The 24,203-nt window shown below is 58.5% G+C and carries 17 protein-coding genes; 10 read left to right on the top strand and 7 right to left on the bottom strand.

The features are described 5' to 3' along the window. Window position 1: 1 nt before the first annotated feature. Genes Q1M54_RS11720 through Q1M54_RS11710 form a run of 3 tightly spaced genes read left to right on the top strand, consistent with a single transcriptional unit; the run spans window position 2 to window position 11,289 of the window. Window positions 2-7,849, top strand: coding sequence for an Ig-like domain-containing protein (locus Q1M54_RS11720; protein ID WP_300557384.1), 7,848 nt, complete (start codon window positions 2-4; stop codon window positions 7,847-7,849). Next, a complete protein-coding gene (locus tag Q1M54_RS11715) occupies window positions 7,846-9,180 on the top strand; it encodes an HlyD family secretion protein (protein ID WP_300557382.1) in 1,335 nt (444 codons plus the stop codon). The genes Q1M54_RS11720 and Q1M54_RS11715 overlap by 4 nt, the downstream gene beginning before the upstream one ends. Before the next feature lie 3 nt (window positions 9,181-9,183). Next, window positions 9,184-11,289, top strand: coding sequence for a site-2 protease family protein (locus Q1M54_RS11710; RefSeq protein ID WP_300557380.1), 2,106 nt, complete (start codon window positions 9,184-9,186; stop codon window positions 11,287-11,289). Window positions 11,290-11,403: 114 nt separating this feature from the next. On the opposite strand, the gene Q1M54_RS11705 is transcribed toward Q1M54_RS11710, so the two are convergent. Then, entirely contained in the window at window positions 11,404-11,835 is a 432-nt protein-coding gene (locus tag Q1M54_RS11705; RefSeq protein ID WP_019426419.1) for an RNA-binding protein, read from the bottom strand. A gap of 462 nt (window positions 11,836-12,297) precedes the next feature. Here Q1M54_RS11705 and katG point away from each other — a divergent pair, with 462 nt between their 5' ends. Further along, window positions 12,298-14,457: a catalase/peroxidase HPI gene (katG, locus tag Q1M54_RS11700; RefSeq protein ID WP_300557378.1), complete on the top strand. Its 2,160-nt coding sequence runs from the start codon at window positions 12,298-12,300 to the stop codon at window positions 14,455-14,457. Window positions 14,458-14,488: 31 nt separating this feature from the next. Here katG and Q1M54_RS11695 read toward each other — a convergent pair whose 3' ends face one another. Further along, a complete protein-coding gene (locus tag Q1M54_RS11695; protein WP_300557376.1) occupies window positions 14,489-15,112 on the bottom strand; it encodes an ATP-binding cassette domain-containing protein in 624 nt (207 codons plus the stop codon). Between the two features lie 41 nt (window positions 15,113-15,153). Between Q1M54_RS11695 and nudB the strand changes: the two genes are divergently transcribed. The 6 genes from nudB to Q1M54_RS11665 all read left to right on the top strand — a co-directional run bounded on the left by nudB (window position 15,154) and on the right by Q1M54_RS11665 (window position 19,644). Further along, complete coding sequence (nudB, locus tag Q1M54_RS11690) at window positions 15,154-15,621, top strand: dihydroneopterin triphosphate diphosphatase (protein WP_300557374.1); 468 nt, start codon at window positions 15,154-15,156, stop codon at window positions 15,619-15,621. Then, the gene (locus tag Q1M54_RS11685; RefSeq protein WP_300557372.1) at window positions 15,618-16,373 is read left to right on the top strand and encodes an endonuclease/exonuclease/phosphatase family protein; all 756 of its coding nucleotides are present in this window, start codon (window positions 15,618-15,620) and stop codon (window positions 16,371-16,373) included. Before nudB ends, Q1M54_RS11685 begins: the two co-directional genes overlap by 4 nt. Before the next feature lie 2 nt (window positions 16,374-16,375). Beyond that, entirely contained in the window at window positions 16,376-17,602 is a 1,227-nt protein-coding gene (gene clsB, locus Q1M54_RS11680; protein ID WP_300557370.1) for a cardiolipin synthase ClsB, read from the top strand. Window positions 17,603-17,670: 68 nt separating this feature from the next. After that, window positions 17,671-18,399 carry a GTP cyclohydrolase I gene (gene folE / locus Q1M54_RS11675; protein WP_300557368.1) on the top strand — a complete coding sequence of 243 codons (729 nt, stop codon included), beginning with the start codon at window positions 17,671-17,673 and terminating at the stop codon, window positions 18,397-18,399. Window positions 18,400-18,401: 2 nt separating this feature from the next. After that, window positions 18,402-18,824, top strand: coding sequence for a BLUF domain-containing protein (locus Q1M54_RS11670; RefSeq protein WP_300557366.1), 423 nt, complete (start codon window positions 18,402-18,404; stop codon window positions 18,822-18,824). Between the two features lie 4 nt (window positions 18,825-18,828). Then, window positions 18,829-19,644 (top strand): DUF429 domain-containing protein, encoded by an 816-nt coding sequence (locus tag Q1M54_RS11665; RefSeq protein WP_300557364.1) that lies wholly within the window; start codon window positions 18,829-18,831, stop codon window positions 19,642-19,644. Window positions 19,645-19,725: 81 nt separating this feature from the next. On the opposite strand, the gene Q1M54_RS11660 is transcribed toward Q1M54_RS11665, so the two are convergent. The 5 genes from Q1M54_RS11660 to Q1M54_RS11640 all read right to left on the bottom strand — a co-directional run. Then, window positions 19,726-20,064 (bottom strand): BrnA antitoxin family protein, encoded by a 339-nt coding sequence (locus tag Q1M54_RS11660; RefSeq protein ID WP_300557362.1) that lies wholly within the window; start codon window positions 20,062-20,064, stop codon window positions 19,726-19,728. Beyond that, entirely contained in the window at window positions 20,027-20,323 is a 297-nt protein-coding gene (locus Q1M54_RS11655) for a BrnT family toxin (RefSeq protein ID WP_300557360.1), read from the bottom strand. Before Q1M54_RS11655 ends, Q1M54_RS11660 begins: the two co-directional genes overlap by 38 nt. 265 nt (window positions 20,324-20,588) lie before the next feature. After that, window positions 20,589-22,022, bottom strand: coding sequence for a sulfatase-like hydrolase/transferase (locus Q1M54_RS11650; protein WP_300557358.1), 1,434 nt, complete (start codon window positions 22,020-22,022; stop codon window positions 20,589-20,591). Between the two features lie 9 nt (window positions 22,023-22,031). After that, a complete protein-coding gene (locus tag Q1M54_RS11645) occupies window positions 22,032-23,603 on the bottom strand; it encodes a sulfatase-like hydrolase/transferase (protein ID WP_300557356.1) in 1,572 nt (523 codons plus the stop codon). Between the two features lie 33 nt (window positions 23,604-23,636). Then, window positions 23,637-24,203 (bottom strand): tripartite tricarboxylate transporter substrate binding protein (locus Q1M54_RS11640; RefSeq protein WP_300557354.1); only part of this gene is annotated, 567 nt, incomplete at its 5' end.

The raw sequence follows: 24,203 nt of genomic DNA, 5'->3' as shown, positions 1-24,203 counted from the left end.
TATGTCAAAAAGTAAGAACCTTGGACTGACCCGCCGCGCCAGCGGCTTGATGGCGCTGGAGCAGCGCTTCATGTTTGACGGGGCGGCGGTGGCGGATGCGTTGCAGGTGGTGGATGCGGTCATTGAAACCAGTCGCGAATCCGATGCAGCGACCGCCAAGTTGTTTGACTTGTTGGCACCGGCCGCACCGGTTGCCTTGGCCCAAGCCCAAGCTGACGCTCAAAAAATGGTGGTCGACTTTTTAGCCCGACCCGAGGCCAAGCAGCAACTGTTTGCTATTTTTGACTGTGGTCGCCAAGATGCCGTGCCCAGTGACCAGTGGTCTTCGGCTTATGACGCCATGGTTGTAGCCATTCAAAGCGGTGAAATCAGCCTTCCGGTGGAGTTGCTCAGTGCGTCGCAAATGCAGGGCATTGCCGGTGCATTTGCAGACCAAGGCTTGTCGGGCAAGCAAGTGATTTATTTGAATGCCGACTGGGTGGCGAAAGAAGCCAACAGCCAAACCATTGGCTTGGTGTTGATCGAAGAATTGGGCCACGCCATGGACACCTGGCTGAACCCCGGGCAAGACAGCACAGGCGACGAGGGCCACGCGTTTGCATCGCTGGTGGTGAACCCGGCAGGCAACGCCGTGACCGCTGGCAGCGAAGATGACCGCTTGGCCCTTCAGGTGAATGGGCAGACTGTTTGGGGCGAGGCCTCCGTGCCGTATGCGATTTCGCAAACCCACTATGTGCCTTTGGCTGAAGCCAATATTCAAACGGCCTTGAAGGCGATCAACACCCAGGTCACAGGCAATATTCAAACGGTCATTGCGATCACGGCCACCAGCAACGGCACCGTGGTGGTGTATGACCAGTGGGAGGATGGTTACGAAACCAGCATCAGCAACCCCACCCAAGCGACCACCCGGGTATGGACTTACAACAATGGTTGGTTTGTGGACACCAGCCGCGATGGCATCCAAAACAACACTGAGGCCGCTGTCAGCGGAACGGGTATCCGTGTCACTGGCCAGAGCATCATTTTGAGCAACGCAGTCAATCCCACAACGCCTGCAACGGTGGATTTTGATGGTCGTGACAAAGTGGGATCGACCAAAGCCATCTCTGTGACTCGCGCAGGATGGTCGTCCACACCGGGCACTGTTTTGGCGGGTGCGGTGAACGTCATCGATTCGGGCAACGCCGGCAAGGTCTACACCTTGCCAGTGGGGCAAAACATCGAAACCGTCGCCGTGGGCACCAACAAGCTGTTTGAATACACCTCGGCCCACATCATGGCCACCCAAGACAACACCGTCGTCAACATAGACAAAGACGGCAATGGCTCGACCGACATCACGGTCATCCTCAATGAAGGCCAAAGCTACTTTGTCAATGGCGGTTTGAATGCAGGCGCCAAAGTCACAGCAGACAAAGGCGTCGGTGTCTACCTCATCGCCGGCGATGTGGCTTCTTCTTATGAAAACCGATGGTTTGCACTGACGGCTGACGAGCAGTGGGCCAGCAGTTATTACGCCCCTGTGGGCACCACCCTCACGGCCAACCCAGCTTATGTGGTCATTTACAACCCCGAGGGCGCCAACATTCAGTACGAGACAGCCTTTGGCAGCGGCACGATCGCGACCACAGGCTCCAGCGGCACCACTTGGGCGTCGAACAGCACAACCAAGTCGTCTTACTTTTTGATGCCTGCGTCTGCTGCGCGTTTTTTCACCACCGATACCGTCTCTCCCGGTGGCGCCCTCAAAAGGTTTTATGCCGTCAGTGTGATCGATGCGGACGCCATAGACAATGCCACGCACGATTGGTCTTATTCCTTGGTGCCAGAGTCCTACCTCACCGATAAATTTGTGGTGGCGTGGGGCCCAGGTGCAGACAACGTCACGCGCACATTGGCTTCGGGTGACCTGAACGCCAGCCCTGTTTGGTTGACGCCTGTTAACAATGCTTGGATCTATGTGGACAGCACGACGGTTCAGCTCAGAGATGGTGCGGGTAATTTGATCTCTGGCACCGTCACTGCTGCAACTGCGAATGACCCGGCGCGCACCCGTTTTGCGGTTAACAAATTACAGTCTTACCGGCTTTTCGACACTTCAGACAAAGACCAAACAGGCTTGACTGTTTACACCTTGGACGGCACGCTGTTAACAGCCGCTTGGGGTGAAGACCCCTCCATTGCTGGACCGGGTACACCCTACTTGGACATGGGCACCACGGTGACCCCCTTCCCTGATTACGTGCTCAGCAAAGAGTCGGTTGAGAACAACCCTGCCGATACCAACACCACCGTAGAGTTGGGTGAAGAGGTCAAGTACACCGTGCGCTTGACCAACCGAGCCGTGATTGACTTGTTCAATGTGGTCCTCAAAGACGCGGTCACGCCGACCGACAGTGCCACCTATGTTCAGGACAGCATGGTGTTGACCGTTTTCAGGCCCGATGGCACCAGGGCGTGGAAGATTGAAGGGGGCTTGCAGACCATTTATGCAGGCGATGGCACGGGTATTGACGGCACGACGGCCAATACCTCGCTGACAGGCACGCCATCGTTGTTCACCAGCGTGGGTTACAGCATCAGTGACTTTGATCCCCGCACCGCCGGCACGAACGATGGTCTTCAGCGGGGCGCTGCGGTTGAAATCACTTACCGCGTGACCGTGCGCAGCTCCATCAACAAAGCTTTGTCGGACTCGGATTACACCATCACCAACAGCGTGAACATGACGGGAACAGGGGTTTCCAAGTCCAAGGAAAATGTAATACCACTTAACGTCAATGTGACAGATGGTGAAGTTTTCTTCATGCGGTCTGATTTTTCGGCCACAGCGGCCAGTTTCGAGAGCGGCAACACCCTGGGTTTGCGGGTGGTGGATGGCGATCAAAACAAAAACGCTGCTGCCGCTGAAACAGTGACGGTCACGGTGGCGAAAACCAATTCAAGTGAAACTGAGTCAGTGACCTTGACTGAAACAGGCGCCAACACGGGCATTTTTCAAAACACATTGCTCACCAACGGCACGGACACCACCAATAACAACGGCACATTGAAACTGTTGAGTGGTGAAACCATTCAAGTCACCTACAGTGATCCGACCTCAGGTCAAACGGGCAGTGCACTGGGCATTGACAACGCCATCAATTGGGGCATCACGCCAACCACCTACACATCGGGTACCAACACCAATTTGAAAACTGCGGTTGGCGTAGCAGCACCGCCGCCAACGCCAACCGATGGCAGGGTGGATTTTTTCAATTCGACCTTTGACAGCACACGTGTGAACTTCACTGAGGGCAGCACGCTGGGGATTCGGGTCACGGATGCCGATCAAGCTTCACGCACCAGCTTGCAGGTGACCGTGATCAACACCACCACCAATGAGCGCGAAGTAGTCACGCTGACCAGAACGGACAGCGTCAACGGTGTTTTTCAAGGCACCTTGCTCACCACCACATTGGCCACGGATGCAGCGAACAACTCAGGTAAATTGAGAACGGCTTTGGGCCATGTTCTGCAGGTCGACTACACCGACCCGGTCACCGGTACATCGACCGACAACCCGACCACTCCGGGGACCCTGCCAAACCGCGACACCGCAACGGTCACTTTCATCAAGAGTTTGTATTTGTCAGCCGATGCGGTCAGTGGTGATCGTACGGGCGATCTAGATCGGCATGCACCAGGTGATGCCAGTCATTCGGACACAGATACCGACAGGACTGCGGCCATTGTTGTGTCTGCCAGCACGTCTTCCAGCGAAGAAAGTTTTTCTTCCGCTGCGCTGAATGGCGGTACAGGTTGGATAGGCAGTTGGATCGAGTCAGACAGCACGCAAGATGCAACGTCAGATAACGTGCGGATCTTGCCCAACATCACCACCACAGGTAATTTTGCTTTGCAGCTCAATGGCGGAGGCTCGAGTGGTTCCCCCAGATCCCTGACGCGCGAGTTTGCAGCCTTGACGGCAGCATCGAGCATTGATTTTGATTACCAATTGCGTGGCTTGGACAGCGGAGATACAGGCTTGCGGGTGGAGTATTCGGCCAACGGCAGCAGTTGGGTGCTCGCGGGTACGGTGAAGGGCTTTCGCAACTCAGGCGGCACTGAGAGTGATTTCACGAGCTACCCCAGTAATTCAGCCATCTCTGGGAACCAGAACGGCGTTGTGGCCGTTTCTCAGAGCACCTTGCCTGTTGGGACACGTTTTATTCGCTTCACTTTGGCATCTTCCCGCAACTCTGATGATGTCTATATTGACAACATTTCTATTTCGCCTGCCTCCGGCGGTGTTGCTGCACCGGGCACTTTCACCCAAGCCATCCCGATGGCCACTGCCATCGGTCTTCCTGCGTCCGGGTTGGTGAATGTCACCACCTTCGTGCGCGCCGAAACGGGTCTGACCAGCGGTACCTATGCGGGCATCACTGCGGCATTGACTTATTCAGCCAGTGGGTCAGAGGTAACGATAGCCTCTTTGGGCTCTGCCACCTACAGCGAAACCACTTCCACATCCGGCGTTGGCACCTTGACGTGGAGTGGCGAACTCAGTTCTGGTTTGACGATTCCCAAGGGGGCCAGCGTCAAATTGGTCATCACCAACAATGTGGCCAGTTCCAGCTTCCAAATCGACTACGACAGCAGCACGACCCCTTCTCGGATCGATTTGCCGGTGACCAATGTCATCCAGGTGGTCGATGTGGATGGCGTAGACAGCGATAACGATGGCGTCACAGAAAATAATGGCGTGGTTGCGGGTGTGCAGGAAATCGGTTTCTTTGACCGACCTTTCTCGGTGGGTGGCAACCAGATTAGCACTGGCAGCATAGACGCCGGTGGCACGGTTTACCTTCGCGTCAAGGTCATGGATCCTTTTGGTGCCTACGACATCACCAGCTTGAAATTGTCGATCGATGGCCCGGGTGTGACCGGTGACCTGGGCATGGTGACGCCTGTTTCTGCGAGCGTCGTGGGGAGTCCAGCTGCAGGCGATACCTACAAAATTTTCGAATATGTTTGGCAGACTCTGAACCAGATCGGTGAGTACACCATCACGGCCACAGCGGCCGAAGGCTACGAAAACACCATCAGCGATGTGGCCACTGGCAGTTTCATCGTGACGGCACGGGACTTGGGTACGCCCTCCATCACCCAGTTCATCACGTCTGCTGGCGCGGATGCTGGGGCCAACTACAGCGCCGGTGCCCCTGCTCACCTGCGGGTGACCGACCTGGACGAAGCCAGTTCTGTTGCAGGCAAAACCGTGACGGCCACTGTCAACGGTGCCACCGTGACGTTGACGCAAACGGGTGCCAACACGGGTGTCTTTCAAGCGGCATTGCCCTCGCCATTCAACAGTCTGGCAGCTGGCGCGGTTTTGCTGGCGTCCTACACCGACCCGAATGACGGCAGTGACAGCAGCAACGACGACATCAGGGTACCCGCCACTGTAGCGAACAATGCGCCCGTGGCTCGCCCCAATGCCTACACGGCCAATGAATCGACCCCTATCGCAGGCAATTCAATCACTAATCCGGATGCCGATACAGACCCAGACGGCCATGCGCTCACAGTCATCGGCATTGGCGGCCAAGGCGTTGCTGCAACTGGCAATACGCTGTTGACGCTGGCTTCAGGTGCCACGGTCTCAATCAACGCCGCGGGTGCTTTCACTTTCAATGCCAACGGGGCTTTTGATTACCTCAACCAAGGAGAGTCGGCCACACAAACGGTGTCGTACACCATCAGCGATGGCAACGGTGGTACCAGCACCAGTGACCTCACTTTCACCATCACGGGCGTCACTTTGCTGCCCACAGTGGCGATTGAAGTCAGTCCTGCGGGCATATCCGAGGGCGATGGCAGCGAAACAACGGCCATGATCTTCAGGGTCAACCTGATCGGTGATGCATTGCCAACAGCTTCCTCGGTCACGATCCGTTTGAGCGGAGCCGCAAACCCAAGTGATTACTTGTTGAAGGATGCTGCAGGAGCGCTGATCAGCCCTAATGGCTCTGGCGATTTCGTGTTGAGCATTGCTGCCGGTCAAATATCCAGCTTTTTCACGGTGGACCCGGTTGGAGACACGGTTTTTGAGGGCGCGGAGACGGTGGTGGCAACCATCACGGCTGCAACCACCAACACGAGCGTGGCGTTGACGGTGACCACCTCGATAGCCTCAGGGACGATCTACGACGATGGTTCGTTGCTGATTCCTGGCGATGCGACAAGTGGTGCTTATGACGACGACCGCACGCTGAGTGTGGTCGGTGGGGTGGTGTTCAACGAAGCCTCACCGTATGCAACGTTCACGGTGACGGGTGTGGTCGGGTACGCTGTGAATTTGGCGCTGGGCAATGACAGCGATGCGAGCACGGCCAACGCCACGATCAGCGGGTTCAGTTTTGAGTACTCCACCAATGGTGGAACGAGCTGGACGACCTACAGCTGGAATGGCTCGGGTGGTGACCGCCCGACGGTACCGGTTTCAGGGACGATCTTGGTGCGGGTGAACATCGCCAGCGAGCAAGACAGCCCGTTTGAAGGAGCAGAGACCTTCACGCTCACAGCGAGCTACGCCACCAACAGTGCCACCACAAGCACAGCGGCCGACACGATCACCGATGACGGCACGGGCCGCATGGACCGCAACGGCGATGGTGACATCACCGATGCCAACGAGGGCACCGGCCCAGGTGCGGGGTTTGACGACGACCGTGCCATCACTGTTTCCGGCCTCGATGATGTGAGCGAGGGCTCCAACGCGGTATTCAAAATCGAACTGGAAGCGGCCAAAAACGGCCCCACCGAGATCAGTCTGGTGTTGAGCAATGAGCGCGCCACAGACAATGACTACAGCACAGCCATCACGGCCTATTACCTGAACAATGGTTCAGTGGTTGATCTGCCCGTGGTCAACGGCAAGATCATGTTGCCCGCGGGTATCACGTCCTTCTTTGTCAGGGTGCCTACCGTGTCTGATAGCAACTTTGAAGGGCCAGAGGACTTCCGCTTGACGGCGACGGTCACCGGTGGCAAGAGCGGCAGCGACACCAGTACCATCTTGGATGATGGCAATGGCCGCATCTATGACCTTTTGGGGGCCAACCCTTCTGGGCCAGGTGACGATGACGGCCTCAAGCCCGCTGCCTTGCCACCCACGCCACCGGCACCCTCTGTGCCCGCAGCACCGCCTGCTGCGCTGGTCGCGCCACTCCCGGTGGTCGTGCCTGCGCAGTCTTTCGCTTCGGCGCTGACGCCTTTGGCTCAGACTTTGGGTCGTGCCGATCCTCCCATGTCCATGCCCGATGCGGTGACCAGTGGCTCTGGTTACCAGATTCCTGTGAGCGAGACAGCGCCAGTGGGGTTGAATCTTTTCCAGGGCGTGACGGATCAGTTCATTCAGTCCACCAACGTCACGACCCGGATCAGCCTGCCTTTTGACGCATTCATCCATTCGAGCAAGGATGCCGTGATCAGGCTCCAAGCCAAGCAATCGGACGACAGCAATTTGCCCAGTTGGGTGCAGTTTGAACCGGCCACCGGTGTCTTCATCGTCACGCCACCTGCGGGCTTTAAGGGCAAGCTGGATTTGAAGGTTTTGGCGCGTGACGACGATGGCCGCGAAGCGGTGGCGATGTTCCAGATGTTCATTGGTGAGCAAACGGCGCCGCAAGCGCAAAGCCGCGACAGTTTCTCCGAGAAGCTGAAGATGGCGGGCAAGCGTCAGATCACTTTGGTGCGTGTGGCCGATGGGGCGCACAAGGCGCCTGTGCGTGAGGCTGCTCCAGCCCGTGAGGCTGCAGCTGTGCGTGAGTCTGCGCCCGTGCGGGTGCGCGCCGGATGATGGGCGCTTTGTCTGAGCTGGCTCGCCGATCACGGCAGGCCGGGTCTGACCGCGAACTCGGGTTTTTGTTGGTCAACGACACGCTCGATCTGGCGCACTACCGCCAGGCGGCGCTTTGGTTGGCCGATGAGGGCGTGTGGAGTCTGTCGGGCGTGGTGCAGGTGGATGCCAATGTGCCCTATGCGCAGTGGTTGGACGCGGTGGCCCGCCATCTGCAGACCATGGGCAGCGATGGCCCGCGATTGTTCAGTGCACTGGATTTGCCCCCAGAGTTGGCCGATCAGTGGGCGCAGTGGTGGCCAGAAAACGGGCTGTGGCTGGCTTCGAGCGCACCGGGTGTGACGGGTGGTGCGGTTTTTGTGTCCGACGAGTCTTGGTCGCAAGTGGCCACAGAGGCCATGCACGAATGGTCTGAGGTTTGGTGGCACGCCTTTGCGGCGATGCACCGGCCGCGCATGGCCCGTTTGCGGGGTTGGCGGGGTCGCTTGTCCAAAGCTTTGGCTTGGCAGGCGGACCGCCCTTGGTGGCGGCAGCGGCGTTTGCTGGTGGTGTTGCTGTTGTTGGCCGTGATGGGCTGGCCTGTGCGTTTGACGGTGTTGGCGCCGGGTGAGTTGGTGCCCTCCAGTCCCTTGGTCATTCGCGCGCCACTGGACGGGGTGATTGATGTGTTTCACATCCAGCCCAATCAGCCGGTTCAAGCCCAACAACCGCTGTTCAGCTTTGACGAAATGGTCATCCAGTCGCGGCGGGATGTGGCGGTGCAAGCGTTGGCCACAGCCCAGACCGATTACCGCCAGACCAGCCAGATGGCGCTGAGCGATGCGCGCGCCAAACCCCAGTTGGGTTTGCTGCTGGGCAAGATTGAGGAGCGCCGGGCCGAGATTGACTATCTGCAAGAGCAGCTGACGCGCGCCCGTGTGTTGGCGCCGCAAGCAGGGGTGGTGTTGATGGACGATCCGTCGGAGTGGATCGGTAAACCCGTGGCCACGGGAGAGCGCATTTTGCGGATCGCCATTTTGGACGATGTGGAGGTGGAGGCTTGGGTCCCGATGGCCGATGCGGTGCGTCTGGAGGTGGGCGATGAGGTGAGCTTGTACCTGAGTGCCAGCCCTCTGTCGCCAGTGACAGCGACCTTGCGCTACATGGCGCACGAAGCGGTGCAGCGCCCCGATGGGGCGTATGCCTACCGCGTGCGTGCGGCGCTGTCGGGCAAGACCGCACACCGCGTGGGTCTGAAGGGCACGGCCAAGCTTCAGGGGGGGTGGGTGCCGCTGGCGTATTGGATGTTCCGGCGCCCTTGGGCCACGGTGCGCGCTTACTTGGGGCTTTGAGCCATGGCCCTGCCGCGTCTGCGCGAAGAACTGGACTTGATACCGGGCCCCAGCTTGCCCGATGGCCAACCGAGCTGGACGCTGCACGACCCGGTGCGCAACCAGTTCTTTCGGATCGATTGGCCGACCTTGCAAATCATGCAACGCTGGTTCATGGACGATCCGACCCAGATCGCGGCGGATGTCTCGGCCAAAACCACTTTGGCCTTGACCTCTGACGATGTATTGCAGGTGGTGCAGTTTTTGGTGCAGCACCATTTGGTGCGCAGTGTTGGTCCCGATGGGCCGCGCAAAATGGCCGAGCAGTTGGCCCGTGTGCAGGGCACGCCCTTGAAGTGGTTGTTGCATCACTATTTGTTTTTCAGGGTGCCGCTCATCCAGCCCGATGCCTGGTTGTCGCACTGGTTGCCGCTGGCGCGTTGGTTTGGGTCGTCCAGCTTTGCATGGTTGACGGTGGTGGCTTTGTTGGCCGGACTTACTCAGGTGGTGCGGCGCTGGGATGTGTTCACGGCTTCGTTGGTCGATACCTTCAACCTGGAAGGTTTGATGGCCTATGGGGTGGCGCTGTTTTGCGTGAAGTTTTTGCATGAGTTGGGCCATGCTTTCACGGCCAAGCACTATGGGTGTCGGGTGCCGGCCATGGGCGTGGCATTTTTGGTGATGTGGCCTGTGGCTTACACCGATACCAACGAGACTTGGCGCTTGACCAACCGATTTGACCGACTGCGTGTGGCCAGTGCCGGCATTGCCACCGAGTTGGTGGTGGCGGTCTGGGCCACCCTGGCTTGGGCGCTGTTGCCCGAGGGGGGCTTGCAATCGGCGGCGTTTGTGTTGTCAACCACCAGTTGGGTGGCCACGTTGGCCATCAACGCCAGCCCGTTCATGCGTTTTGACGGCTACTTCATTGTGATGGACGCACTGGACATGCCCAATCTGCATGGCCGCAGTTTTGCCCTGGCCCGCTGGAAATTGCGAGAGTGGCTGTTTGGCCTGGGCGATGCGCCCCCTGAACACTTTGCGCCATCGGCGGCACGCACCATGATCGCGTTTGCTTGGGCGACTTGGATTTACCGGCTGGTGCTGTTTTTGGGCATTGCCGTGCTGGTGTATGTGTTCTTTTTCAAAGTCTTGGGCTTGCTGTTGTTTGCAGTCGAGATTGCCTGGTTCATCCTTTGGCCTATCCGTTCGGAGCTGCGCGTGTGGCAACAGTTGTGGCCACGCATTCGCATGCAGCGGCGCACCCGTCACAGTGTTTTGGCTTTGTTGCTGCTGATCTTGTTATTGGCCTTGCCCTGGCCTGGACGCATCACGGCCAGTGCGGTGCTCAGGCCGGTGGATACCTGGCCAATCCATGCGCCTGTGGGCGCGCGCGTGGAAGCCTTGCATTGGGCTCATGGGGCCTTGGCCCCAGCAGGCAGCTCCTTGGTCACTTTGCAAGTGCCGGACTTGGTGGGGCGTGAAAACGTGTTGTCGGTGCGCCTGGATCAGCAGCGGCAACAAGCGGCCATTGCAGGTTTTGACGAAGAGATGCGCAAACGCTGGCGTGTGACCGAGCAGACACTGGCCACCACCCAAGCCGAGTGGCAAGGCGCGCAGGCTGAGCGCAGTCAGTTTCAACCGCGCGCGCCTTATGCGGGCCACTTTTTCATGAGCGACCCTGACTTGGCTGCAGGCCAATGGGTGAGCAAGAAAGAGCAGCTGGGGGTGTTGGTCAAACAAGGCACAAGCTGGCGGGTTGAAACCTGGTTGGAAGAAGACGACGCGGACCGGGTGCAAGTGGGACAGCGGGCTACTTTTTGGGTGGACAGCGTGACGGGCAAGATGCTGCACCTCAAGGTGGTGGCCATCGATCAAGACGCTGCGCGAACTTTGCCTCGGCGAGAGCTGGCCAGTGTACTGGGCGGGCACGTGGTCACCCGCGAAAAAAATGGGGTGTTGGTGCCCGAACGTGCTGTCTACCGCGTCACGCTGGAGTTGCAAGACATGCCAGAGGACATGCAGGACTTGTCATGGCGCGGCAAGTTGATGATTCATGCCGATTGGGCCAGTCCGTTGGCGCGTTATCTAAGACAAGTCATGTCGGTTCTGGTCAGAGAAGGTGGATTTTGAAACAAAAAAGGCTTCAAAACCGAAGTCTTGAAGCCTTTGATGTTGGGGTTAAGCCGTGAGGCTGAACCCGAAGTTTTGCAACGGCATTGCTGCCGTTGGCGGGGTTTGCAGGGCTTAGTAGCCGCCGCGGCCGCCACCACCACCGCCGTAGCCGCCACCGCCGGAGCGATCGCCGCCACCGCCGTAGCCGCCGCCGCCGGAGCGACCGCCACCACCGTAGCCGCCACCGCCGGAACGGTCACCGCCACCGCCGTAACCGCCACCACCACCGAAGCCGCCGGTACGGGGAGGACGTGCCTCCATCGGACGGGCTTCGTTCACGGTGATGCTGCGGCCACCCAAAGATTGGCCATTCATGCCGTTGATCGCGGCTTGGGCTTCGGCATCGCTGCCCATTTCCACAAAACCGAAACCTTTGGAGCGACCTGTGTCGCGTTCCATCATGACTTTGGCGCTGGTGATGGCGCCGAATTCGCCGAATGCCTGTTGCAGGTCTTCGTCACGAACGGTGTACGGCAAGTTGCCGACGTAAAGTTTATTGCCCATGGGGGACTCCTCAGAAATACAAAAAAACAAAGCGATGGGGTCCCGAAAGCACAACAAACTGAAAACTGCCGCCGTAGCGCGCGAAACTGACCGATCACCTGACTTGTGCCGTGTTTTATGACGTACACGCACGCATTATGGGGCATAGCTTGGAAAGGCCCTAGAACTTATTCGATCCAATGGATATGACCTCTCTTTTCAAAGGGGTCTGTGCAGGGCTTGATTCAGTGCCCGAGCGATTTCTCAAAGAGGTCTCGTTCTTTGTGACTTGGCGAACACTTGTGCAAAGCAAGGGTGACGGCCATAGCCAAATACAACTTTGTGAAGGTGCCTATCAGCGTAAGCTGTCCCATCGGTCGTCAACAACAAGTGACCTTCATGCAGGTCGCCTTGCCTGAAGGCTTAACCGGGCAGTCAGGGCGGTCGCCGAGTTTCGAAACCACCCCACCGAAAGAGATTTTCATGAATCAACCCCACACCGTCCAAGGCCAATGCCCCGTGATGCACGGCGCCAACACCCACACCGCTACGGCCAACGCGGCCAAAGCTTGGTGGCCCAACGCGCTCAATTTGGACATCCTGCACCAGCACGACACCAAGACCAACCCTTTGGGCGCTGACTTCAATTACCGGGAAGAAGTGAAAAAGCTGGATGTGCCCGCTCTTAAAAAGGACCTGACTGCGCTCATGACCGACAGCCAAGATTGGTGGCCAGCCGATTGGGGGCATTACGGTGGTTTGATGATCCGCATGGCTTGGCATGCGGCAGGCACTTACCGCATTGCCGATGGCCGGGGTGGGGCGGGCACGGGCAACCAGCGCTTTGCTCCGCTCAATTCGTGGCCTGACAACGCCAATCTTGACAAAGCCCGTCGCCTGCTTTGGCCCATCAAAAAGAAGTACGGCAACTGCCTCAGTTGGGCCGACTTGATCGTTTTGGCGGGCAATGTGGCTTATGAATCTATGGGTCTCAAAACCTATGGCTTTGCCTTTGGCCGAGAAGACATTTGGCATCCCGAGCAAGATATCTATTGGGGTGCAGAAAAAGAATGGTTGGGTTCGGCGCGTTACGACGGTGGAGACCGCCAATCGCTTGAGAACCCTTTGGCTGCTGTGCAGATGGGCTTGATCTATGTGAACCCCGAGGGCGTCAATGGTCAGCCCGATCCGCTGCGCACCGCGCAAGACGTGCGCCTGACCTTCGCCCGCATGGCGATGGACGATGAAGAAACCGTGGCCTTGACGGCGGGTGGCCACACCGTGGGCAAAGCGCACGGGAATGGTCAGGCGCAAAACCTGGGGCCAGCGCCCGAAGGTGCAGAAGTCAATGAGCAAGGTTTGGGTTGGATGAACCACAGCACGCGCAGCGTGGGCCGCGACACCGTGACCAGCGGCATCGAGGGCGCTTGGACCACCCACCCCACGCAATGGGACAACGGCTACTTCCACTTGTTGCTCAATTACGAGTGGGAACTGACCAAGAGCCCCGCAGGCGCGAACCAGTGGCAGCCCATCGGCATCCAGCCCGAAGACATGCCTGTGGACGTGGAAGATCCGTCCATCCGACTGCAGCCCATGATGACCGATGCCGACATGGCCATGAAGATGGACCCGGCTTACCGCGTGATTTCAGAGCGTTTCTACAAAGACCCCGAACAGTTCACCAAGATATTTGCCCGTGCGTGGTTCAAGCTGACCCATCGCGATCTTGGGCCCAAGGCCCGTTACATCGGCCCTGAAGTGCCTCAAGAGGATTTGATTTGGCAAGACCCGGTGCCTGTTGGCAAAGCCCATTACGACGTGGCCGCAGTCAAAGCTCAAATTGCGGCAAGCGGTCTGAGCGTGAGTGAGATGGTGAGCACCGCTTGGGACAGTGCCCGCACTTTCCGTCATTCGGACAAGCGCGGCGGAGCGAACGGCGCACGCATTCGCTTGGCACCGCAAAAAGACTGGGAAGGCAACGAGCCTGTTCGTTTGGCCAAAGTCTTGGCGGTGCTTGAAGACATTGCCAAAGACAGCGGTGCCAGTGTGGCCGATGTGATTGTTTTGGCCGGCAATGTGGGTGTGGAGCAGGCCATTAAAGCGGCAGGCTTCAACATTCCCGTGCCTTTCCTGCCGGGGCGTGGCGATGCGGCACAAGACATGACAGACGTGGAGTCGTTTGCCGTGCTTGAACCCTTGCACGATGGTTTTCGCAACTGGGTGAAAAAACACTACGTTGTCAGCCCGGAAGAAATGTTGCTTGACCGTGCGCAGCTCATGGGTCTCACGGCGCACCAAATGACCGCGTTGGTGGGCGGGATGCGCGTGTTGGGAACCAACCACGGCGGCTCGCCACACGGCGTCTTCACCGACTGTGTGGGCGTGCTGAGCAACGACTTCTTTGTGGCGCTGACCGACATGGCCTTCGTATGGCAACCGACAGGCTGCAATTCCTATGACATTTGTGACCGCAAAACGGGTCAAGTCAAATGGACGGCGTCGCGGGTGGATCTGGTTTTTGGGTCTCACTCGATCTTGCGCTCTTATGCCGAGGTCTATGCCCAAGACGACAACCAAGAGAAATTTGCGCGGGACTTCGTGGCAGCTTGGACACAGGTCATGAACGCAGACCGATTCTGATCCTGCAAGCCCTGCCAGACCGCTGATGCTGTCAGGGCTTTTGTCGGCTCAAATCCAGCACGCTGATGGGCGACAAGTCTTGTGGCACTTCGTAATCGGCCACGATCCAAGCGCGGCTGGGGTGTTCAGCGGCTTCAGACAAAAAGTCTTTGATCACCCGAACAGAGACTTGGTCCAAAGACACAAAGGGTTGGTCCAGCAAGGTCACGCTCGCACCAGAGGCCAAGGCGGCCACCAGCATGACTTTGCGACGGCTGCCTGTGGACAGCATGAACAAGGGCTTGTGCCGGTGCCGCTCCATGTCGAGGGCTTCGATCAGGTCTTTTTCAAGCGTGTGCTGCCATTTGGGATAGATCGCTTGTAAGGCGCCCCAGCAAGCCTGCACGGTGGTTTGGTCGTGCTCGCTGCCTTTCAAATCAGCCCAAAATACCCCATCCGATGGCCTGTCTACAGTCCCTTGGAGCGCAGGCAAGTCGCCCGCCAGCAAACGCAAAAGGCTGGTTTTGCCGCTGCCCTCGTCACCGCATACCCAATGCAAACCAGGCCACCATGCGAAAGTCAGGTCATGAATGACGGTTTCACCCGAGGGGCCACCGCTCAAGTTGTGGCTGCAAAGCAGCGGGGGCAAAGGATCAGCTTGGCTTGTCGTTGACATGGTGCGATCCTACCAAGGCCCGTGCTGCCTAGAATGTGCCTGTGAACGAAACCATTTACAAAATCCCCGAATCTGTGTTGGTGGTGATCTACACCCCCCGGCGCGAGGTTTTGCTGATCCGCCGTGCTGATTCAGGCACTTGGCAGTCGGTCACGGGCAGCAAAGACCACGGGGCCGAAACCTGGTCCGAAACGGCCATTCGCGAGGTTCAAGAGGAAACCGGCCTCGATGCACGGCACCCTCACTGCCTCTTGCAAGATTGGCAACTTGAGAACGTGTACGACATCTACCCGGCTTGGCGCTGGCGCTACCACCCTGAAGTCAGCCGCAACACCGAGCGCGTGTTTGGTTTGCGTGTGTCCCAAAAAATGCCGATCACATTGAGTCCCACAGAGCACACCGAATGGCAATGGCTCGATTGGCAGGCTGCTGCCGACCATTGTTTTTCGGCCTCCAATGCAGAAGCCATATTGATGTTGCCGCGCTACCTGGCGGAAGCGACCCCATGAAGCCAGAGCGACACGAACACCCGGTGTTGCGGGTGGCGACCTACAACATCCACAAGGGCGTACAAGGCTTGGGACCCACGCGGCGTCTGGAAATCCACAATTTGGGTCATGCTGTAGAGCAGTTGGATGCGGACATTGTTTGTTTGCAAGAGGTGCGCAGCATTCATCGCCGTGAGGAGCGATTTTTTGCCCATTGGCCCAGCATGCCCCAAGCCGACTACTTGGCGCCCGAAGGTTACGAGGCCATTTACCGCACCAATGCCATCACACGCCACGGCGAGCACGGCAATGCCATGCTCTCGCGCTGGCCTGTGTTGACGCACCAACACCGCGACATGTCAGACCACCGATTTGAACAGCGGGGTTTTTTGCACACCCAGGTCGAGGTCGTTGACCGTGTGGTGCATGTGCTGGTGGTGCATTTGGGGCTGGTGCCCGCCAGCCGCGTGCGTCAGGTGATGATGCTGCTGGCACACATTGAGCAAGACATCCCAGTGCATGAACCGGTTTTGGTGGCGGGTGACTTCAACGACTGGGGCACGGGCCTGGGAAAGCGCATGGCGCAAGCCGGATTTCGTGAATGGCGCGAAAAGCCCACACCCACTTACCCCTCGCGTCTGCCCTTGAACCAACTGGACCATGTGTATGCCCGTGGCCTCACGCCGGTCAACGCCATGGTGCCCTCGGGCCGGATTTGGCAACGCATGTCGGACCACTTGCCCTTGGTGGCTGAATTTGCTTGGAACGATTGAGCATGCGGCACAACCCTGCCTTGCGCGACGGCCACCATATTCAATTGATCGAAGGTGGACAAGCATTATTCGAAAGCTTGACGCAGGCCTTGGACCAAGCGCAATCGCATGTGCTCTTGGAAACCTACATTTTTGATGTGCATGGGGCAGCCGTTAGGGTGGCCGAGGCGCTGGAGCGTGCGGCCTTGCGCGGCGTGCGGGTGTGGTTGGTGGTGGATGGTGTGGGCACACCCCAGCTTCCCGATGACTGGCGCACGCGCTTTACGCAAGCGGGCGTGGAATGCCGCATCTACTCACCCTTGGGCACTTTGGGTTTGCTCATTCCCAGCCGTTGGCGTCGGCTGCACCGCAAGCTGTGTGTGATTGACGGTCACACTGCTTATTGCGGGGGCATCAATATTTTGGACGATTGGTACGACCCGCACCACGGAACCTTGGCCCGACCTCGGCTTGATTTTGCGGTCCGCGCGCAAGGCGAGTTGGTCGGCCTCATCCAGGACAGCATGACGCAGCTTTGGTGGCGTTTGCAGGGCGCACAGCACGCGCGCGATCGCCGAATTCCACAAGCTTGGCGTTCGTTCAAAGCGGCGGGTTTGCCCCTGCCATGGAAACAGTCGCCGCCCTTGCCGGATGGGTCTTTGCCCTCCATCCGGGCGGCTTTGCTGTTGCGTGACAACGTGCTGCACCGCAATCAAATTGAGCGGGCTTACCTCAAAGCCATCGGTCTGGCGCGTCACGAGGTGCTCATCGCCAACGCCTATTTTTTGCCAGGCCGCAGGCTGCGCCAAGCTTTGGTCCATGCTGCCACGCGTGGTGTGCGTGTTCGATTGCTGGTGCAAGGGCGCTACGAGTACTTCATGCAATACCATGCGGCCCGTCCCGTGTACGGTATTTTGTTGGCGGCGGGTGTTGAGATTTACCAGTACGACGCCAGTTTTTTGCACGCCAAAGTGGCGGTGGTCGATGCCCACCATGAGCGTCCCTGGGCCACGGTGGGCTCGTCCAATCTGGACCCGCTCAGCCTCTTGTTGGCGCGTGAAGCCAATGTGGCGGTGGCGGATCGCGTGTTCGCCCAAAGTTTGCACCAGCGTTTGAGCGACGTGATCGCCACCCAAAGCACACCCGTGGCCGAGTCTTTCAAGCGCCGTTATTGGCACCAGCGTTGGCGAGACCGCGTGGCTTTTGGTCTCATGCGCTTGGCGCTTTTCATCACCGGTCACCGTTATTGAGCGGCTCAAAAAGCAAACCCCTGATCGCTGTGCGCTGATCAATCGCTGTTACGATCTTGCGCATGTTAATGAAATCTCCAGACGCCATGACTGCTTCTGCTGCCACGCCCGAAGACGAAGGCGTACCCGTATCCGTCAAAATCCGCGAGCGCATCCACGCTGCCCGCAAGCGCTTTCACGCCAACGACAACATCGCCGAGTTCATCGAGCCGGGTGAATTGGAAAAACTGTTGGATGAGGTGACCACCAAAATGGCCGGTGTTTTGGACAGCCTGGTGATCGACACTGTCAACGACCACAACACCGGCGACACCGCCCGCCGTGTGGCCAAGATGTACCTGAAAGAAGTGTTCAAGGGCCGCTATGTCGAAGCCCCCGAGATCACCGAATTCCCCAATGCCGAGCACCTGAACGAGCTGATGATCGTTGGCCCCATCACCGTGCGCAGCGCTTGCAGCCACCACTTTTGCCCGGTGATCGGCAAGATCTGGATTGGCGTGTTGCCCAACGAACACACCAACGTGATTGGCCTGTCCAAATACGCCCGTTTGGCCGAATGGATCATGGGCCGCCCCCAGATCCAAGAAGAAGCGGTGGTGCAGCTGGCCGACTTGATCCAGCGCAAAACCCAGCCCGATGGTTTAGCCATCGTCATGGAAGCTAGCCATTACTGCATGGGCTGGCGCGGCGTGAAAGACATGGACAGCAAGATGATCAACTCGGTCATGCGCGGTGCCTTTCTCAAAGACCCGAACCTGCGCCGCGAATTTTTGTCATTGATTCCCAAAAAGGATTGACCATGTTGGTACGCCTGCTTTACGCCAGCCGTGTGGTGGATGAACGTCCTGAAACCATCGAAGCCATTTTGGCGCGCTCGCGCCAGTTCAACCCCAGCACCGGCATCACTGGCATCCTTTGTTATGGCGGCGGTATCTTTTTGCAAGCCATCGAAGGCGGACGCAGCGCTGTGAGCGAGTTGTATGGCCACATCCAAAAAGATGCGCGTCACAAAGATGTGGTTTTGCTGCATTACGAAGAAATTTCAGAGCGTCGTTTTGGCGGCTGGACCATGGGCCAGGTGGACGCATCACGCGTCAACACCAACATCTTGCTCAAATACTCCGAACGGGCCGAGCTGGACCCGTACAACGTCTCGGGCAAAGTCTCACTGGCCTTACTTGAAGAGCTGATGGCCACCGCGTCCATCATCGGCCGCGCCTGACAACATGCAGCTCATTGGCTGCGACTTCTCCAGCAGCCCCTCCAAACGCAAGCCCATCGTGCTGGCGCAGGGCCAGGCCCGCCAGGGCAGGGTGCAGCTGCAAGCCCTGCTCACCTTTGACACCCTGACGGCCTTTGGCACATGGCTGGCGCAGCCTGCCGACTGGGTGGGCGGCTTTGACCTGCCTTTTGGCCTGCCACGCGAGCTGGTCGAAACGCTCGGCTGGCCCACCGACTGGGCTGCCTGCATGGACAATTACTGCGCACTGGAGCGTGCCCAGATTCGCGAACAGTTTGCGGCGTTTTGCAACGCCCGCCCCGCAGGCGGCAAGTTTGCGCACCGCGCCGCCGACCGACCCGCAGGCTCCAGCCCCTCCATGAAATGGGTCAACCCACCCGTGGCCTACATGCTGCACGCGGGCGTGCCCCTGTTGCGCCAAGCAGGCGTGCACCTGCCTGGCCTGTGCGTGGGCGATGCCCGCCGTGTGGCGCTGGAAGCCTACCCCGGCCTGCTGGCCCGAGAGGTTTTGGGCAACACCAGCTACAAAAGCGACGACAAAGCCAAACAAACGCCTGAGCGTCTGTTGGCCCGGCGTGAACTGCTGAGCGCCCTGGAGCGCGGCCAAACCCGCCTGGGCCTGCGCCTGGTGGCCAGCAACGCCTTGCTGGGCCGCTTGGCCGATGATGCCAGCGGAGATGCGCTGGACGCCACCCTGTGCCTGATGCAAGCGGCCTGGGCGCAGCTGCAGCACGAAGCCGGGCACCCGCAATATGGCTTGCCCGACTGCGACCCGCTGGAGGGGTGGATCGTTACCTGTTGATGCAGATCCAATACGGACTCTGTGGGAACCAGTATTCGGTTGACGTCAACAAGTTGAAAACTGTTTTAGAAGGTCTGAGTCTCAAATTGGCGATTGCATCTTGAGCCAATCGCGCAGCGCGGTGTTCATGCGGGTTTGCCAGCCAGGGCCGCCAGCGCGAAAGGCGGCCAGCACATCGCGATCTATCCGGATGGTGGTGGATTCCTTATCGCTGCCGGTGGGGCGTCCTCTTTGGCGGCGGTAGGTCTCAATGCCGACCTGCATTTCTTCACGCGCCAGTGGGCGCTCATTTTCATTTTGGCCGTCCCATACATAGGGCGCTGAGGCCTGAACTTGGCTTTTCTGCGTTTTGCTTTTGCCTTGGGCCGAGGCTGCGCGCAATTCATCGAGGGTCGTTGAAGTCGTTTTTGAGCCAGTCATGGTATGCGGTCCTTTCTTCTTCACTGGCGAGCCTGAAGCTGATGATCCGCATCGCCCTTTGTCGCGAGACATACACCACCGTCAGAACAGCCAGCACATCAAACAAATAGGCAAAGGCTTGGGTCCGCAGTTCAAGGTTTCGAACACTCTTCACGTCCAGTCGATACTTGCTGTCCAGCACCATCACCGCATCAATGAAGTCCAAACCGTGCTTGTCCAAATTGGTTTGCCGTTTTTCGGGATCCCAAAGTATGTGCATTTCGGTTCATTTATTGTAGTAACGAAAATTTTGAAGTCAACCATCGCAAATTGGAATAATCACTCTGGATGAGTGAACACTTCATGACTATTGTTTTCTTTATAGCTCATATTGAGTGCTGGGTATACGATAGGGCCAGAATTGCTGGGTTGCTTGAAATACGGTTGCCCGGCGCGTCTCATATGACCAAGAGTTGTGCCGATGACCCTTTTGAATGAACCCGTCCAAGAAGCCGCTCGCCGGAGCGTGTTGTGCTGGTTGGCCGTCAGCGCGACGGTACCGGGCTTGCGCCCATGGGGCCTTTGCCCAAAGCGGCTTCGCGGCCGCCGAATCGGGCGACCAGTGCGTCTTGATCGGCCTTGGCGCGCTGGTCGGTGGCCCCTGGGTCGAGCATTTGATGCAGGAGCGATGCCATGTGTTCACGTATCGACCGATAGCCTTCGTGCGCAGCCAGGTTCACGCTTTGGCCCGGGTCGGCCGCGATGTCAAACAATTCTGGTTCGTAGCCCACGTAGTGGTGATACGCCCACTGGCCTTGTCGCAACAGATAGGCTGCGCTGGGCGAGCCCACAGCGTGGTATTCGCTGAAGCCGATGCGCTCTGGATCATCTGTCTCGTTGGCGATCGCCACCAGCGATCGGCCCGGCAGCGTGGGGTCTGCGGGCAGGTTCGCGTTGTCGAGTACGGTCGGGGCGATATCGACCAGGTTGACTTGGGTTGCGCAGACTTTGCCCTTCGGGATTCCCGGCCCAGCCAAGATCAAAGGAATATGAGTGGCTTCGCGGTAGAGCGTCGATTTGTTCCACATTCCGCGCGCACCTTGGTTGTCGCCATGATCGCTGCTCATGATCACGCGGGTGGATGCTTGCAAACCGGTTTGCCCAAGCGCTTGCAGAACTTTGCCGATTTGCTCGTCCATGAAGCATGTCAATGCGTAATAACAAGCCAAAGCCAAGCGGCGGCGCTCAGGCGTGCCCAACTCGTCGTCTGCATTTGAAAAATCCGCATGCCGCTGCACCCACGGGTGTCGCTGGTAGCCGCTCAGCGGATGCAACCGTGGTTCGGCAATGGCATCGATGTCGATGGCATCTAGGAAGCGCTGGGGCACGACCAATGGAAAATGTGGCGCGACGAAACCGACGAACAAGGTCCACGGCGCGGCATCTTTTTCGGCGGCCTTGGCTTGCAGCCACTGCGCTGCGTGCTCTGCCGACGAGATGTCGTACCGGTTGTAGCTGGACTCCCCAGCACCGAGTTCGGTGAACAGCCGCGATGGGCGGGGCGTGCTGGGCAAGGGGTTTCGGACCGAGCCCCAGACCTGACCGATGCCATCGGCCAGATGCAAAGGATCGTGCTGCTTGGTAAAGCCAGTGGGTGCAGTGGCGTTGACATAGTGCAATTTGCCCATCGACTCGACGCAGTGGCCAGCAGTTTGCAGAGCGTGCCCCCAACCTGGGATACGCCCGTCGTAGCCCATGGCGTTGTCCCAATAGGCGATGTCATGCACCCAGCGTCCTGTGGCCAGCGCGGCCCGTGCGGGGACGCAGATGGGTGAAGGGGTGAGGGCTTGGGTGAATCGCGTGCCACGGGCAGCCAGGGCATCCAGATGCGGGGTCTTGATGAAAGGGTGCCCAGCGCAGCCCAAGGCATGCGCATCTTGCTCGTCGGTCAAAAGAAGCAGCGTGTTGAAAGGCATCATGCAATGCCCTTAGGCAGGGCCAACGGGGTCTGGCAGTGGGTTGCGGATATCGTCCGGTCGGCTCATGAGCCGTTGCATCAACTCCTCACGCAAGCCGCGATGCTTCGGAGCGTCAAACAGGTTGACGCATTCATGGGGGTCGTTGCTCAGGTCATACATTTCACCGACCCCACTGGCCAATTCAAACGTCAGCTTGGCGCTGCGGGTGCGCACTGTGCGCAAGTCCAAGGCGACACCACATCGCGATGGGCCCAATCGCCATTCGTTGAAAGCGTGATCGCGCTCTGCAGGCCCCAAGCCGGTGAGCAGCGGACGCAGGCTCTGGCTGTGCACGGCAGAAGGTACAGGTGTGGCTGCATAGTCACCAAAGGTCGCTGCCAGATCCAAAGTGGATACGGGTTGGTCGTTCTTTTGATCGGCGGCGATACCGGGGCCGCGCATGATCAATCCGACGCGCAGCAGGCCTTCGTAATGCATCGGGCCTTTGAGCATGAGGCCATGATCGCCCAGAAATTCCCCGTGGTCAGAAGTGAACACCACGAGCGTGTTGTCAGCCAAGCCAGCATCGTCCAGCGCAGACAAGATTCGCCCCACTTGGTGGTCCACCAAAGAAATCATGCCGTAGTAATTGGCAATGATTTCTCGCAACGGAGCGTCGGTTTGCGGTGGCATCCGCGAGTATTCCTCGCGTACTTTTCGGCTTTCTGGTGTGCCACCGGGCGTGTTTTCCAGTGCGGCTCTGTGCCACCAAGGGCGTTTGTCCAAATCTCGAAGCCGATGCGGTGGCAGATCCACCTCATCTGGCCGATGCATCCAACACCAGGGCGCAGGTGCATCAAAAGGGTGATGCGGGTCTGCCATCGACACCCACGCGCAGAACGGTTGTGCTGTCGCTTGTGCATCGGCGGCTTGTCGTTGAAGACGCCCTTGTTCAGCGATGTAATCGACCGTGCGGTCTCCCACCCAAGTGCTGTTGTGCCAAACCGTGGGCAGGGCGCTGTTGTGCGTTTGTGCAGCCTGCGGTTGCGGGTCAAGACGCTGGCTGTACAGGGCGTTTTTCATGGCACCCAAGCCATCGCGGTGGTACCAACGCTCATAGTGCAAGCCGCCGGGACTGGCCTCAGGAAGCCAGTAGTTGTGTCCCAACTGCATCAACTCGACTTGCTGAAAGCCCATGTAAGGGCCTCGCCAATCGTCTGCAAACAGATGCGAACTGGGAATGTTCTCGCAGCGACCGGTTGGACGGTTGGCGTAGGAATGGTTGCTTGAAAAATGCGCCTTGCCGATGAATCGGGTGTTGTAGCCCGCTTTGCTCAGTGATCCCGCAAAGCCTCCCGCCGCGATGGACTCGTCCAGGTCGATGCCGTTGTCGTGCACTCCACTGGTCAGTGGCAGCATACCGGTCAAGATGGCGCTTCTTGAGGGCATGCACACCACATTGGGTGTGATGCATTGGGTGAATCGCGTGCCTTGCCGAGCCAGCAAATCAAGATGCGGTGTCTGTACCCGGCGCCCTTCGAATCCGAAGCAATCAGCGCGGTGCTGATCGCTCATGATCAGCAAAATATTAGGTCGTTTCAAATCGTGTCACCCAGGTTAGCGAATGGATGTGCATCAGTTGTCTGCGGTGTACCCCGTGGCTTTGATGACAGGGCCCCAGCGTTCAAAATCTTCTTTGAGATGGCGCGCCAAATCAGCAGAAGACCTGACGTCAGAATCAAACTCCAGCTTTTCAATGGCAGCGACCAAGCGTGGGCTGCGCGCCGCAGCTGATATCGCTGCTTCCAGTTCAAGTTGGACCGCTTTGGATGTTTTGCTCGATGCAAAAAACGCAAACACTTCGGTGAGTTGTAATTCAGGGTAGCCCTGCTCTTTGAAGGTGGGTACACCCGGCAGGCCCGGCAAAGCCTTGTCGCCGCTGAAGGCAAGAATGCGAAGTTTGCCGGACTTGTGATGCGTCACCAGGTTGGGCAGCGTCGTGGAAAGGGCGGGAATCGTTCCGCCCAAAATATCCGTCATCGCCGCTGCACCGCCGCGATAGGGCACATGCTGAAAATCGATGCCAGCCTTGCGCCCAAACATCACACCCATGAAGTGCATGGCCGTGCCAGCGCCTGGCGTGCCGTAGCTGGCTTTGCCAGGGTTGGCCTTGGCCCAATCGACAAATTCCTTGAGTGTTTT

This window comes from Limnohabitans sp. Rim8 (assembly GCF_943326455.1).
In the GTDB taxonomy this organism is placed as follows: Bacteria; Pseudomonadota; Gammaproteobacteria; order Burkholderiales; family Burkholderiaceae_C; genus Limnohabitans_A.
This window is presented reverse-complemented; position numbering and strand designations above follow the sequence as displayed.

What these genes read in the sequence shown, in the direction of transcription:
- Q1M54_RS11720 (WP_300557384.1), top strand. Translation starts at nt 2, where the DNA reads ATGTCAAAAAGTAAGAACCTTGGACTGACCCGCCGCGCCAGCGGCTTG.
- Q1M54_RS11715 (WP_300557382.1), top strand. Translation starts at nt 7,846, where the DNA reads ATGATGGGCGCTTTGTCTGAGCTGGCTCGCCGATCACGGCAGGCCGGG.
- Q1M54_RS11710 (WP_300557380.1), top strand. Translation starts at nt 9,184, where the DNA reads ATGGCCCTGCCGCGTCTGCGCGAAGAACTGGACTTGATACCGGGCCCC.
- Q1M54_RS11705 (WP_019426419.1), bottom strand. Translation starts at nt 11,835, where the DNA reads ATGGGCAATAAACTTTACGTCGGCAACTTGCCGTACACCGTTCGTGAC.
- katG (WP_300557378.1), top strand. Translation starts at nt 12,298, where the DNA reads ATGAATCAACCCCACACCGTCCAAGGCCAATGCCCCGTGATGCACGGC.
- Q1M54_RS11695 (WP_300557376.1), bottom strand. Translation starts at nt 15,112, where the DNA reads ATGTCAACGACAAGCCAAGCTGATCCTTTGCCCCCGCTGCTTTGCAGC.
- Q1M54_RS11685 (WP_300557372.1), top strand. Translation starts at nt 15,618, where the DNA reads ATGAAGCCAGAGCGACACGAACACCCGGTGTTGCGGGTGGCGACCTAC.
- clsB (WP_300557370.1), top strand. Translation starts at nt 16,376, where the DNA reads ATGCGGCACAACCCTGCCTTGCGCGACGGCCACCATATTCAATTGATC.
- folE (WP_300557368.1), top strand. Translation starts at nt 17,671, where the DNA reads ATGAAATCTCCAGACGCCATGACTGCTTCTGCTGCCACGCCCGAAGAC.
- Q1M54_RS11670 (WP_300557366.1), top strand. Translation starts at nt 18,402, where the DNA reads ATGTTGGTACGCCTGCTTTACGCCAGCCGTGTGGTGGATGAACGTCCT.
- Q1M54_RS11665 (WP_300557364.1), top strand. Translation starts at nt 18,829, where the DNA reads ATGCAGCTCATTGGCTGCGACTTCTCCAGCAGCCCCTCCAAACGCAAG.
- Q1M54_RS11660 (WP_300557362.1), bottom strand. Translation starts at nt 20,064, where the DNA reads ATGACTGGCTCAAAAACGACTTCAACGACCCTCGATGAATTGCGCGCA.
- Q1M54_RS11655 (WP_300557360.1), bottom strand. Translation starts at nt 20,323, where the DNA reads ATGCACATACTTTGGGATCCCGAAAAACGGCAAACCAATTTGGACAAG.
- Q1M54_RS11650 (WP_300557358.1), bottom strand. Translation starts at nt 22,022, where the DNA reads ATGATGCCTTTCAACACGCTGCTTCTTTTGACCGACGAGCAAGATGCG.